Origin of the sequence: Promicromonospora aerolata, assembly GCF_042682255.1 — a bacterium.
GTDB classification, from domain to species: Bacteria; Actinomycetota; Actinomycetes; order Actinomycetales; family Cellulomonadaceae; genus Promicromonospora; species Promicromonospora aerolata.
In genome coordinates this window covers 4,561,760-4,575,143 of sequence record NZ_JBHUHF010000001.1, presented here as the reverse complement: position 1 = coordinate 4,575,143, position 13,384 = coordinate 4,561,760, and the positions used below count along the sequence as shown (strand labels likewise).

Genomic DNA, 13,384 nt, shown 5'->3' with positions numbered 1-13,384 from the left:
AGGCAGCGCTTTTCCCCCACCGTGCACAGCCGACCCGCAGACGACGGCGCGACCGACCGTCGCTGCATAACGTCACGGGCATGGGACTCCTCGACACGATCGCCGAACCGGTCGCACGCCACGGTTCACCGCCCGGCCCCGGCCCGCGCACGCCGTGGAGCCGGGCGGAGGCGCCGGCATCGGCCCGGCCGCGTTCGAGCCTCGCCGACGTCCTCTCCCGTCCGAGCCGGCTTCGGCCACCTGGGCCGCGGTCACGACGGCCCCGATCCGTGGCGTTCCGCCGGGCACGACGGGTCCTGTGGCGCTGGCGCTTCGCCCTCGCGGCCGCCCTGTTCGGCCTTGCGGTCGCTCAGACGGTGCACGTCCTGCGCCCGCCGCCGCCACCGACGGTGGACGTCGCGGTCACTACGCGCCCCGTCGCGGCCGGTACGGAGCTCACCAGGGACGACGTGGTAGTGCGCGCGATCGCCACCGATCTCGCCCCACCGGGCGCGGTACGCACCGTGCACGGTCTGCTGGGCCGCGCGGCGGTCGTCGGACTGCCTGCGGGGGCACCCCTGCACACGACCCTCCTGTCCGATGCCGGCGTCTCCGCCGCCGCCCCGCGCGGCACCGTGGTGGTCCCGGTCCGCCTGTCCGACGACGCCGTCGCTGCCCTGCTGCGTCCCGGCGACCGGGTCGACCTGCTGTCCGCGACGACGTCGGGGCCCGCACAGCCCGGAGCGCCCCGTTACCTCGCACGCGGTGCGCTGGTGCTTCCGGTGCCCGCCGGCCGCGAGCCGGCGGCAGCGGGTGGGTTGCTCGGCCCGGCACCGGACGGCGACCGGACCGTCACGCTCGTCGCCGTCGCCCCGGACGACGCGCCGGACCTGTCGGCGGTCTCGGGCTGGGGATCGGTCACGGCGGTCTTGGTCCCGTAGGTCGATCTCCGACGGCGAGATCGGGCATAGTTGGGCAAACGGCGCCGCAATTCTGCCGAATGTCCGGTCAAGGTGCGGAATCGCCAGAAGAACCGCAGAATCCCTTGACCGGGCCGGTCCTGGCGGCCCAAGACCAACGCGAACAACTGCAGGGGACCACAATGCTTCAGGGCTTCAAAGAATTCATCACGCGCGGCAACGTGCTCGACCTCGCTGTCGCCGTCGTGATCGGCGGTGCTTTCTCGGCGGTGATCGACGGCCTCGTCAAGGGCTTCATCATGCCGCTCATCGGGTGGCTCGTGGGCGCCCCCAACTTCTCGGCGATCGCGTTCAGCGTCCCCAACTGGCGCGGCGGGTCCACCGAGTTCCCGATCGGCCTGTTCATCCAGGGCCTGATCATGTTCCTGCTGATCGCGGCCGCGGTCTACTTCTTCGTGATCGTTCCGATCAACAGGCTGAAGTCTCTGCACAAGTCCTCGGAGGAGGTCGTCGAGGAGGCCGCTGCCGAAGAGGTCGTGCTGCTCACCGAGATCCGCGACCTGCTGCGTGTCCAGTCGGGCACCACCGCCAACCCGAACTCCAACTAGCAGGGGGTCGGTAACACGGATGGTCGGTAAAAGGTCAGGTGGTCGGCAGCCCGGGCTGCCGACCACCTGACCTTTACCGACCATCCGACAGTCGTCCGGTGAGCACACCTCTCAAGCCCAGTGGGGCGGGACGTCGCGGCGGAGCTGTTCGTCGTTCGAGTCGTGGCCGGCGTCGGAGGCGGTCCGGCCGTCGGCCCCCTCGCCCCAGCCCGCCGGGCGCTCGTCGGCGCTCACGCCGGGCACTGCCTCGCGCTCGGTCCCGCGCCGTACGGCGCGCCGCGGCCCTCGACGCCGCGCCGGGCCGTCGCCGTTCGTCGCCGGCGCAGCGGCAACCGCCGACCCAGCGGCAACCGCCGGCCCGGCACCAGTCCCCGGCTCGGCACCAGTCGCCGGCACAGCGGCAGCCGCCGACTCGGCAGCAGTCGCCGGCGAATCGGCCGAGGACGCTGGATCGGCTGACTGGTTCTCGGGCTCGTTCACCCCACCATTGTCGCCCCGCAGCGGACCAGGCTCGCTCACCTCGGCAACCGACCGCGCTCAGCACCACCGCACCACCGCGGCCCGAGCCCTCAGTCGTCCAGGACCTGCGGCACCACGAGCTCCGCCGCCGGCGCCACCCCGCCCGAGACTCCCACGCGAGCATCGCGCACGGACAGCACCACGCGCCGCACCCGCTCCGCCTCGGCGTCCGGGTCCAGGAACGCGGCCGCCGACCACACCTGCGCCACGACCCAGCCGAGCCGCTCGAGCCGCTCCGCGAGCTGCCGGTCACGCACCCGGATGGAGGGCTCGGCCACGTACGCGGCGTCGTCGGTGAGCACGGCCACCAGCAGCTCGCCCGGCAGGTCGGGATGTCCCACCGCGAGCGGGATGCGGTCTCCACCGGGCAGCCCGTAGTCGGTCTCCACCACCAGGCCGGAGCGCCACAGCCGCTCCCCCAGGTCCACGACCAGGCGGTCCACCGACCGGGCCACGTCCACGCCGTTGCCGATCTCGACCTGGTCGGCGAGCCCCGACCGCTCCTCGGCGAAGGACAGCACCTTCGCCAGCATCTGCGGACCAGGTCCCCGCAACCGCTCGGGATCCAGGTCGGAGGCCGGGAAGCACGACACCACGTGCAGCCGCTTGCGTGCCGCGCCCAGGGAGCCGAGCAGCATCGCCTCGCCACCCCCGTCGCCCAGCACGCCGAAGCGGTGCAGCACGCGGCCGTGCGGGGTGCGTCCGAACCCGAGGGTGAGCACGATCGTGTCGCGAGCGAGCCCGGCCACACCCGTGACGTCGGCGACGACGACCGGCTCGGGCCGCGACCCGGCGAAGAACGGCGCCAGCGCGGGGTTGGCACGCACCTCGGCGAGCAGGCGCTCACGGATGCGGTCGGCGTGCGCAGCGGTGACGGTGACGATGCCGAACGTCTCCTCGGGCCGGGTCATCGCGTGCTCGATGGCGAGGTCGACCACGCGCTCCACCTCGGCGGTCGTCGACTCGACGGTGCCGGAGTCCGGGTCGGGCATGCCGGTCCCGTCCACGAGCGAGAAGTGCACCAGCGCCTCGGTGCGCGGTACGGGTGCGGGCCGCATGATGCCCTCGTAGCCGTGCGCGGTCAGCAGCCCCGTCAGCTGCGGGTCCCGGCGCGCGGGCTCGGACTGCAGCGTGACGCGTGGCAGCAGCCGCGCCAGGTCCCGCACCGCGGTACCCGACGCCGACCGCGGATCACCGACCACGACGATCTGCCGGCCCCGGGCCAGCGCCGGTACGACCACCTCGACCGGCACGTGCTGCACGGCGTCGAGGATCACGAGGTCGGCGCTGCGCTCGGCGGGCAGCAGGTGCGGCACCATCGTCGGTGTGGACACCCAGGTGGGCCGCAACCGCCGCACGGTGGACCCGTGCGCGGACACGAGGTCGCGCATGGAGCTCAGGCCACCGTCGACGAGCTTCGCGTAGAGCGCCTCGGCGTCCTCCCGCTCGTCCCGCATCGCCCCGCCGAGGTGCGCACGCACCGCGGCCCGCACGGGTGCGGAGAGCGAGGCGACGTGTCGGCGGTCGAGCTCGCGGAACCGGCCGGCGAGGGCGTCCAGCCCCGCACCGTCCTGTCCGGCGAGGTCCGGCTCGGTGGACAGGATCTGCTCGAACACCGAGGACCACCACGACAGCTCCAGCTCCGGCCCCACGAGGTCGACCTCCACGCGGCGGTCGGTGAGGTCGTCGACGAGCTCGCCCAGCCCCGCCTTGCGCAGCCGACGCAGCACGGCGGTGCGCTCGGGCAGCGGGGCCAGCGCCTCCTCCGTCTCCGCGAGGGAGGCGAGCCGCTGGACCAGCGCGAACAGGTCGAGGTCGAGCAGCTCGCCGCCCGCGTGCGACGAGCGCAGCACCGGTTCCAGCGCCTCGAGGTCGATCCGGACGGCCTCGTAGGTCTCCTCGACGCCCGCCAGGCCCTCCGGCAGCGTGGGCCACCCGCCGCGCGGGCACTGCGCCTGCCACACCTCACGCTGACGCTGCACCTCGACGAGAGCGGCGTGCATGTCGGGCACGCGGACACCCGGGCGCACCATCTCGCGCGCCCGCCGCTTCAGCCGACGCCGTGCGAGCCAACCCATCTCGACGCCCTGCTCGGCGCGGGTCCGCCGCGACGCCGTCGCCTGCACCATGTCGGCGGCGGTGCGCTCGAAGACCATCGGCTGGAACACGTCGAGCGTGCCCCGCATCCCGCCCAGCATCGTGAGCTGTTCGCCCCACTGGTGTGCCGTCGACGCCTTGACCAGGCCTGTCACCCGCGCGACGTACTCGATCTGGTCCCGCAGCTTCGGCAGGGTCTGGTCGACCAGCCGAGTGACCCTGGTCAGGGTCGACCGTGCGTCGTCGTCGGTCAGGATGTGCGCGCCGAACCACGGGCTCGACGAGGACTTCAGCGTGAACGCGCCCAGCTCGGCAGCGCGCACGAGGTCGGCGGCGAGCTCGGCGCGGCGCTCCGTGCTCAGCGCGAGCACCTCCTCGGAGCCGAGGCGCACCCGGGTCGCCGGCGCGGGCCGCTCGGACGTGAGCCGGGCGAGGGCCTGCAGGGCGTCGTACGCCGAGACCCGCCACGGGTCGCGCACACGGTGCAGCGCTCCGATGTAGCCGGCGAGCTGCGCCCGGGAGCCGATCAGCGCGTCGCGCACGCGGGCCACCTCGTCGGCGTCGATGCGCTCCTGCACGGGCGCCATCGCCTCGAGGAGGCGGCGCGACGTCGACGTCCGCCAGGTCGGGACCGGTGCGATGTCGAGCAGCAGCCCGCCCAGCCCGAGCGACTCCAGCCGCGCGGCCAGCGCGTCCGCGGCCCGACGATGTCCCGGGACGTACAGCACCGACCTGCCGCTCGCGTTCGCCTCGGCGACGACGGCGGCGAGCGTGCCCGCGACGTCCGACCCGACCGGGGCGTCGACGAACAGGTGGCTCCCCGTGGCGAGTGCGTCCACCACGTGGCGCTGGTGCGGGTCGAGGTCGCCGACGCCGCGCTCGTGCGCCGGGTCGGCGTCGCCCACGCGGGGCTCGGGGAGCTCCACCTTCCCCAGGCGCCGCACCGAGTCGTCCACGCCGCCGAGCGCCGAGACCACCTCGTGCTCGCCCAGGTCGGGCCCGAGCTCGTCGAGATCGTCGACCAGGACCTGCCCGGGGTGCACGAACGTGCCCACGAGAACGCGCCGGTCCAGCTGGAACTCGCCGAGCACCGCCGACCCGAGGCTCGCGACGCGGTCCAGCACATCGGTCGGGTTGAAGCCGGCGAGCGTGAACGTCGCCTTGGCCAGCGCGGCGGGGTCGATCAGGGCGCCGTGCGCGCGCAGCGTGCGCGCCACCACCGGGTTGATCTCGGCGGTGGGGTCGAGCGTGATGTCGTAGTCGCCCTCGCCGTCACTGCGCGGCGTGAGCATGACGGGCCGCAGCAGCACGGGTGCGCGCACCACACGGGGCTCGTCCTCTCGCCCGCTCTCCGACGGCGCCCCCGAGCGGCCGGCCGGCATGGCCAGCGTCACGATGGGGACGGAGCCGGTGAGGGCAGGGGCGTCGGCCGGGCTGTCGGCGGAGTCGTGCTCGGGTGCCGGGGCGACGCTCGCCGGTCCCAGCACCCGGGTGATGGCCTCCATGTCGTTCGAGTCGCTGCCCGGAGCCGGCCGTTCGGTCCAGGTGGCGACGCCGATCGCCAGATACGTGGGCGACACCCCGTACCGCTGCGCGTGCTCGGCGGAGCGCGCGGCCACGGCCCGCGCCCGACGCCGTGCGGTCGGCAGCGCGCCGGCCTCACGCACCAGGTTGGACAGCCGGGTGGGTCGGCCGGCGAAGAGCTGGGCGACTCCCGAGGGATGAGCCGCCGACAGGTCGATCACGGCCTCGCCCAGCAGTCCGACGTCTGCCAGGGAGGATCCCCCGGCGAGCTGGACCAGCCCGGCGCGCCAGCGCGCGACCGACTCGGTCATGGGGTCCCGGACACCGTCCGGCGTGGACCCCGTGGCCTCCGACGCGGCCAGCTCGGTGGCCGGGTCCACGTTCTCGTCCTGCAGCGCGGCCGAGATCTCCTCGGACAGATCGGCCGAGATCTCAGGGGCGGCTGCGGTCTGGCGGCGTGCAGCGTTCACACCAGCACGCTAACCGCGTGGCATGCGCAAGAGCCGGACGCCACGCCGCGCGACACGCCGGGTCCCCAGATCCTCCGGGCGTGTCAGAACCATGGGCCACCCGGGTGACCCGAGGTTCTGACGCCTTCTTGCGGGCGCCCGCGGCAGGTTGCCCCGGGCGCCCCCAGCAGGTTGCCGGGGAATGCAAGAGCCCCTCCGGCAGGGGGTCCGAAGGGGCTTCGCAGACGGACCGAGGTCCGACGGGGTATGACGGTGCGCACCGCGCAGGGGGCGGGCGATGCGCACCGTCTTGTGAGAGTCTGCACCTGTTCCCGGCGGACGTCAACACCGAGTCGGACGATCGTCCAAGTAGTGTCCCGGGCGGACTGAAATCGTTACCGAGACTCCCCTCCCCGGCGCCGAAACAGTCCCCTCTGCCGCAGGATCACGCCGTTCCCGCGCGGTGCGCTCGCCGCCTCGGCTGCCTGCCGCCCCGCACCGTCCGGGCCCCGTCGAGGCGGCGTCCGGCGTCGCGGAGATCACCCCCTCCTGCAGGGCGTCGGATCCCGACAAAAAAGCATGGACGTCGTACCTAGACTTGACTATTTGTGAGCAAACTCGTCGAGGCAGTCTTTCCCCGCCGGCTCGGCCGGTCGTTCCGCTGGCTCGTCGGCTCGTCCTGGACCAGCAACATCGGGGACGGCATAGCCCTCGCCGCAGGCCCCCTGCTGGTGGCGTCGCAGACCGACAGCGCGTTCCTCGTCGCGCTCGCCGCGATGCTCCAGCGACTGCCCTGGCTCCTGTTCGGCCTCTGGGCCGGCGCGCTCGCCGACCGCCTGAACCGCCGCCGCATGGTGATGGTCGCCAACGGGCTGCGCGTCGCGGTGATCGCCGCGCTGTGCACGTTCATCGTCACGGACGTCGTGAACGTCTTCCTCGTCCTTGCGGTCATGTTCGCCCTCGGTGTGGCCGAGGTGTTCGCCGACTCCACGAGCCAGACGCTCCTGCCGATGGTGATCCCCAAGGCGGATCTCGCGATCGGCCAGGCACGGCTCATGGCCGGCTTCGTGACGGCGAACCAGCTCGCCGGGCCCCCGATCGGGGCGTTCTTGTTCGCGGCAGGCATGGCCTGGCCGTTCGCCGTCCAGGCGGTCACCGCGTCCCTGGCGATCCTGCTGGTCTCGCGGGTCGCGGTGACCCGGGTCCCCCCGCGCGAGACCCGCACGCACATCCGCCAGGACATCGCCGAGGGCCTTCGCTGGGTGTGGCGCACCCCTGCCGTGCGGACGCTGATGCTCACGATCCTCACGTTCAACGTGACCTATGCGGCGCCGATGGGCGTGCTCGTGCTCTACGCGACGGAGCACCTCGGCATGACCACTCCGCAGTTCGGCCTGCTGACCACCGCGATGGCCGTGGGCGGCCTCCTCAGCACCGTCGTCTTCGACAAGCTCCAGAAGCGTGTCGCGCTCGCGACACTGATGCGCGTCGTCCTGACGTGCGAGGTGCTCTGGCACCTGGTCCTCGCACTCAACACGACGGCGTGGGGCGCGTTCGTCGCGATGTTCTGCTTCGGTGTCTACTCGTTCGTCTGGGGTGCCATCTCCAACGCCGTGCGCCAGCGCGCCACCCCGATCGAGCTGCAGGGTCGGGTCGGCTCGCTCAACATGGTGAGCGTCTTCGGCGGGATCGTGCTGGGCAACGCGCTCGGTGGCTTCATCGCCGAGCACTGGGGGCTGACCGCGCCGTTCTGGTTCGGGTTCGTCGGTGCGGGGATCACGCTGGTCCTGATCTGGAAGGCCCTGGGAACCATCGCCCACGCCGGAGAGCCGGCGTAGCCCGAAACAACCCGGCCGTGCCTCAACGGGGCTTGACGACCGGGATCGAGCCGGTCTCCGTGAACTCCCGCATCCGCTTGCCCACCGTCGACCGGCTGACGCCGACCTCTTCCGCGATCTCCCGGTACGTGCGGCCCTTGGTCCGCAGGTCGATCATGCGCTCGGCGTCCTGCGTGCCGAGCTGCGTGTTCCGGCGCGGCTTGCGGCGCGGAGGCAGCGCCTCCCGCACGTTCTCGGTGGCGCGGGCCGCCGCCTCGGCCGGCTCCGCGACAGACGCACCGCTCTGCTCCGCCGGCTCGGCGTCGGGCAGCGGGGCACGCTCGCTCACTCCCTGCCGTGGGGTGCCCCGGGCGGCGCTGACCCGCGCCGGAGCGCGCCCCGCGTCGCCGTCGAGCACACGCTCCCCGAACCGGTCGCCGTCGTATCCGTCCTGGTCGAACCCGCCCTGGTCGAACCCGCCCTGGTCGAACGCCTCGCCGTCGAACACGCCACCCGCCAGGCCCCCCGAAGCCGGGCGGTCGGCGGCGAACTCGGCGGCCACGGCTTCGGCGGCCCGGCCCTCGTACTCCGGAGCCCCGACGCGGGCACCGGCCAGTACGCCGTCGCGCGTGTCGTAGGCCCGTCCGTCCATGCGCTCGTCGTCGACGAGGATGCCGGTCAGCCGCTGCCGGTCGGCGAGGTGCAGGCGGGCGACGTCGGCCGTGCCGTCACCGACGGCGGCGAGCGCCTCGCACCAGGCGGCGACCTGGGCCCGCATCTCCGTGGGCGGGACGGTGCGCAGCGCGACGGAGCGCGCCCGGCGGCGTCCCGCCTCGGCCCGGGCGAGCCGACGGCGGGCGGTTCGCGAACCGTCGCTCAGGCTCTGCGCCCGGAACAGGTCCTCGGTGGAGAGGAAGAGGGCGTGCATGCGTGCGGACTGCCGCATCGCCGACCAGGACGTGCCGGTGGCGAGGTGGCGGTCGCCGATCAGCGCGAGGTGCCACATGAGGGCGGCAAGCAGCGGCACGACGAACCGGAACACGACGGCGCCGAGCGGGTGGTCGATGTAGGCCTCGTGCCAGGCGGCGAACACCCCGGACGCGGACGAGAGGGCCCAGGTCAGGGCGAGCAGCGTGCCGCCGGGCCGGTTGTCCCGGGCTGCCTCGCGGGCCAGGAGGGCGACGGTGACGAGAGACAGCTCGAAGACGCCCGCGGTCGCGTAGGCGGTGCCCTGGTTCATGGCGAGGACGTCGATGCCGAACTGGACCATCGCCAGGTACGCGGACCCGGTCGAGATGAGGGCGACGGATATCGCGCCGGTGAGGACCAGTCTGCGGGAACGGCGCGTCGGGACGGTCGATACTGGGAACGTCCGGTCGGCGGGTGCCACGGGATCTCTCCTTGGTCGAGGACTGTCGGGTGACTGCGTCTGCAAGAGTTCAGGTACCCAGCGGTTCGGGCGACCACGAAGATATCGGACAAGTGTGACAACCCGGTATCGTCCGTCACTTTGCTGCGTCCGGCAGCCTGCTGGGGGCACGATGGACACGCACGGCACAACCTGCGCGGGCGGCGCAGGGCTCACGGAGGGGACACCATGACGGAGACGCACAGTGGGCCGACGGCCGAGGCGGGCCCACGCCGCCCCGGCGGACGCACCTGGGCCTGGGTGGCGGGCATCGTCGCCGTCGCGCTGCTCGGGTCCGCGCTCTGGGCCAGTGTGCGGCCGGTCGACAAGGCTGATGCGGCAGCGGTCGTGGTCACCTCGCCGAGCCCGTCGCCGTCGCCGTCGCCGTCGGCCACCCCGTCCCCGCCGAAGCCGAGGCCGACGCCTGCGGAGTACTCGCTGACCGACCTGCCCCGGCCGGACATCGACGCGATCCTGCCCCGCGGCCTGCCGCGGGCCGACGTCGGCCGCTTCGAGAGCCTGCCCGGTTCGGTCGCCGAGCCCACGCGGCAGCGGATCCCGGTCTGGACGCAGCCCGATGTGACCACGGCGCCGGTCCTCGCCCTCGAGTCCGAGTACTACGAGGCCGACGCGCGCTGGCTCGTGCTCGAGCGCCGGCCGGGTTGGGTCAAGGTGCTCGTCCCGTACGGGCGCGGTGCCCTGCCGTCGCGCAACCCCGAGAAGGTCAACGGAGCGGCGGGCTGGCTCCGCGCGAAGGACGTGGACCTCGAGCGCGAGAAGCGGTCGGTGGTGATCGACCTGTCGGAGCGCACGGTGACGGTCAAGCACGCCGACGGCACGAGCGACGAGCTCCCCGCCGCCGTCGGAGCACCCGGTACCCCGACGCCGCAGGGCCTCACGCAGGTCTTCACGGTGACGGAGGCGGTGAACACCGGGCTGTCCGTGTTCCTGTCGATGCAGAGCGAGTCGCTGGACGGGTTCTTCGGCACCGACTACGCCGCCACCGCGCTCCACGTGGGGGTGGGCCAGGGCCAGGCGGTGAGCAACGGCTGCGTCCGGCTCACGAGCGCGGACTTCGAGCGGCTCACCGACCTGGAACCCGGCGTCCCGGTGCTGGTCAGGGCCTGACGGTCGGCCCCGCCGGGCACTCCTCCTCCGCCGCCTTGCGGAAGCACCCCACGAAGTGGCCGGGCGCGTGCTCGACCAGCCCGAGGCCGTCGGGCACACCGTCCACCGACTCGGCCTCCTCGCCCAGCGAGCGGCCCTGCGCGGCGACCTCCTCGTGGTACAGGCACCGCCCCGCGAGCCGCCGGGTGCGCTCCTCCTCCTCGGCCTCCACCTCGGCCCAGGTCCGGTCCAGGTGCGGCACCGAGGCCAGGAGGTCCCGGGTGTAGGGGTGCAGCGGGTCGTCGAAGACGGCGCTCGTGCCGCCCCGCTCCACCACGCGCCCCTTGTAGAGGATGACGACGCGGTCGGACACGTAGTTGCCGAGCGAGAGGTCGTGCGTGACGAACAGGATGCCCAGGCCGCGCCCCTTGAGCTCGCCCAGCAGGTTGAGCACGTCGATGCGCGTGGAGGCGTCGAGCATGGAGATGATCTCGTCGGCCACCAGCAGCTCGATGTCGAGCAGCAGGGCGCGCGCGATGAGCAGGCGCTGCAGCTGCCCGCCCGAGAGCTGGTGCGGAAACTTGCCGAGGATGTCGTCGGGCTCGAGCGTCACGGCAGCGAGCGCGTCGTCCAGGCGCGAGCGCCACTCCTTCGACGAGACCCTGGCGAAGTAGGAGCGCCGCAGGGTCTCGAACGTCCGGTCCACCTTGTAGATGGGGTTGAAGGACGAGAACGGGTCCTGGAACACGCCCTGGACCTTGCGGTAGTAGTCGCGGCGGGCGCGGAACCCGAGCTTCGTGACGTCGTCGCCGTCGAACGTGATGGTGCCGCCCGTGGAGTCGAGCAGGTGGAGCACCATCTTGCCGATGGTCGACTTGCCGCTGCCGGACTCCCCGATGAGCGAGACCACCTCGCCGCGCCGCACGTCGAGGCTGACCTGCCGCACGGCGTGGAGGTCGGAGGTGCCGAAGGTGCCGGTCCTGTAGACCTTGTCGAGCTGGTCGAGGGTCAGCATCAGCTCACCGCCCAGCAGGCGACGTGATGGCCTTCGGCCACCTCGCGGAACGGCGGCGCCTCGGCGCACTTGTCGTGCACCAGGGGGCAACGGTCACGGAACCGGCAGCCGGCGGGTGGTTCGAGGAGCGACGGCGGCCGTCCTTCGATGCCTTCCAGCGGCTGCTCCTCGTACCGGTCGCCGACCTTGGGCAGCGCCCCGATGAGCATCTTCGTGTACGGGTGCAGGGGTTCGCTGATGATCGTCGTGGCGGGCGCCTTCTCGGCGAGGTGTCCCGCGTACATGACCAGGATGGTGTCGGCGACCTGGAACAGCACGGAGATGTCGTGCGTGATGACGATCATCGACTTCACGAAACCGTGGTCGCGGAACTCGACGAGCGCCCTGGCGACGGCCTTCTGCGAGGACACGTCGAGCGCGGACGTCACCTCGTCGCCGATGAGCAGCGACGGGTTCAGCAGCGTGGACAGCACCAGCACGACGCGCTGCTTCATGCCGCCGGACAGCTCGATCGGGTAGCGGCCCAGCACGTCGGTCTCCAGCCCGACGAGCCGGAGCCGCCGTTCGAGCTCGGGCAGCACCTCCGCGTACCGCACGCCGTGTGCCGACAGCAGGTCGCGGATCATCCGGCCGATCTTGCGGGTCGGGTTCATCGCGGACATCGCGTACTGCGGGATGAGGGACACCTCGCGGTAGCGGTGACGGCGCATGGCGGCGTCGTCGGCCAGGGGCAGCTCGTCGTCGTCGAGGACCACCGTGCCGCCCACGTGCCGCATGCGGGTGTCGAGGCGGATGAGGGCCTTGCCGAGCGTCGTCTTGCCGCAGCCGGACTCCCCGGCGATTCCCATGATCTCGCCGTCCGCCACCTCGAAGGTGACGCCGTCGAGCGCCTTCACGTCACCGCGCAGGGTGCGGTACCAGACCTTGAGGTCGTTCACAGCCAGGGCCATGTCACATCTCCCGCAGCTTGGGGTTGAAGACCTCGTCGAGGCCGACGTTCATGATGTAGAGCGAGCCCACGATGAGCGTGATCCCCAGGCCCGGCGGCACGAACCACCACCACAGCCCCAGATGGAGCGCGCTCCACTGCACCGCCTGGTTCATCATCAGGCCGAGCGACATCGCGTTGGTGGGGCCGAGCCCGATGAAGTCGAGCGACGCCGCCGTGAGGATGGAGCCGCCGAACAGCAGCACGAACGTCATGAAGAGGTAGGAGTACATGTTGGGCGCCACCTCGCGCCGCAGGATCGTGCCCACCCCCACGCCGGACAGCCGGGCCAGGTCGATGAAGTCGCGTGACCGCAGCGACAGCGTCTGCGAGCGCACGGCGCGCGCCACCCACGGCCAGGTGAAGATGCCGATGTAGAGCGCCTGCATCGGCACGCTGCGCACGCCCAGGTAGGCGTTGATGATGATGAGCACGACGAACCCCGGGATGACGAGCACCACGTTGGTGAGCATGTTCAGGAGCTCGTCGACGAGGCCGCCGCAGTAGCCCGCGACGAACCCGATGGTCATGCCGATCACGGCCGCCACCCCACCGCCGAGCAGACCCACGAGGAACGTGGACCGCAGGCCGGCGACGAACTGCGCGAACACGTCCTGCCCGAACGTCGTGGTCCCGAACGGGAACTCCGCCGACGGCGGGGCCATGGGCGGTCCCGCGTAGTCCATCGGTGCGTAGCGCAGGAACGCCGGCCCGATCAGTCCCAGCAGCAGGAACCCGAGCACGACCACCGCCCCGATCAGGACCTTGGGGTTGCGCAGCGCGAAATACAGCGTCTCGCGCTTGTCCCCCCGTGCCTTGCGGCCGCCCGCCGGCGGCCCGGCCGCCCCGGGTGGCTCACTCGCCCCGGTCCCGGGCCCCGCTGTCGGTCGTGTCGCCGTCATGCTCTGCTCCTTCCGCACGAGTCTGCGACTCCGTTACGGCCGGGTGCCTCG

At 72.4% G+C, this 13,384-nt stretch carries 10 protein-coding genes; 4 read left to right on the top strand and 6 right to left on the bottom strand.

Going from position 1 to position 13,384, the window contains the following annotated elements:
- The first annotated feature begins 80 nt into the window (after positions 1-80).
- Both cpaB and mscL read left to right on the top strand, forming a co-directional pair.
- The gene (cpaB, locus tag ACFSL2_RS20460) at positions 81-920 is read left to right on the top strand and encodes a Flp pilus assembly protein CpaB (RefSeq protein WP_377199602.1); all 840 of its coding nucleotides are present in this window, start codon (positions 81-83) and stop codon (positions 918-920) included.
- 161 nt (positions 921-1,081) lie between these two features.
- Positions 1,082-1,507, top strand: a complete 426-nt coding sequence (mscL, locus tag ACFSL2_RS20455; RefSeq protein ID WP_377199601.1) for a large conductance mechanosensitive channel protein MscL — start codon at positions 1,082-1,084, stop codon at positions 1,505-1,507.
- A gap of 111 nt (positions 1,508-1,618) precedes the next feature.
- On the opposite strand, the gene ACFSL2_RS20450 is transcribed toward mscL, so the two are convergent.
- Both ACFSL2_RS20450 and ACFSL2_RS20445 read right to left on the bottom strand, forming a co-directional pair.
- Entirely contained in the window at positions 1,619-1,987 is a 369-nt protein-coding gene (locus ACFSL2_RS20450; protein WP_377199600.1) for a hypothetical protein, read from the bottom strand.
- An 89-nt stretch (positions 1,988-2,076) separates the two neighbouring features.
- Entirely contained in the window at positions 2,077-6,117 is a 4,041-nt protein-coding gene (locus tag ACFSL2_RS20445) for a hypothetical protein (RefSeq protein WP_377199599.1), read from the bottom strand.
- A gap of 587 nt (positions 6,118-6,704) precedes the next feature.
- Here ACFSL2_RS20445 and ACFSL2_RS20440 point away from each other — a divergent pair.
- The gene (locus tag ACFSL2_RS20440) at positions 6,705-7,934 is read left to right on the top strand and encodes an MFS transporter (RefSeq protein WP_377199598.1); all 1,230 of its coding nucleotides are present in this window, start codon (positions 6,705-6,707) and stop codon (positions 7,932-7,934) included.
- Between the two features lie 22 nt (positions 7,935-7,956).
- Here ACFSL2_RS20440 and ACFSL2_RS20435 read toward each other — a convergent pair whose 3' ends face one another.
- Entirely contained in the window at positions 7,957-9,303 is a 1,347-nt protein-coding gene (locus tag ACFSL2_RS20435; RefSeq protein WP_377199597.1) for a winged helix-turn-helix domain-containing protein, read from the bottom strand.
- Between the two features lie 207 nt (positions 9,304-9,510).
- Between ACFSL2_RS20435 and ACFSL2_RS20430 the strand changes: the two genes are divergently transcribed.
- Complete coding sequence (locus ACFSL2_RS20430) at positions 9,511-10,449, top strand: L,D-transpeptidase (protein ID WP_377199596.1); 939 nt, start codon at positions 9,511-9,513, stop codon at positions 10,447-10,449.
- Here the strand turns inward: ACFSL2_RS20430 and ACFSL2_RS20425 are convergent.
- From ACFSL2_RS20425 to ACFSL2_RS20415, 3 genes are read right to left on the bottom strand one after another with little or no spacing between them, the layout of a single operon-like run.
- A complete protein-coding gene (locus ACFSL2_RS20425) occupies positions 10,439-11,443 on the bottom strand; it encodes an ABC transporter ATP-binding protein (RefSeq protein ID WP_377199595.1) in 1,005 nt (334 codons plus the stop codon). The genes ACFSL2_RS20430 and ACFSL2_RS20425 overlap by 11 nt on opposite strands.
- Positions 11,443-12,393 carry an ABC transporter ATP-binding protein gene (locus ACFSL2_RS20420; RefSeq protein WP_377199594.1) on the bottom strand — a complete coding sequence of 317 codons (951 nt, stop codon included), beginning with the start codon at positions 12,391-12,393 and terminating at the stop codon, positions 11,443-11,445. The genes ACFSL2_RS20425 and ACFSL2_RS20420 overlap by 1 nt, the downstream gene beginning before the upstream one ends.
- 1 nt (position 12,394) lies before the next feature.
- Positions 12,395-13,333 (bottom strand): ABC transporter permease, encoded by a 939-nt coding sequence (locus tag ACFSL2_RS20415; RefSeq protein ID WP_377199593.1) that lies wholly within the window; start codon positions 13,331-13,333, stop codon positions 12,395-12,397.
- Between the last annotated feature and the right edge of the window lie 51 nt (positions 13,334-13,384).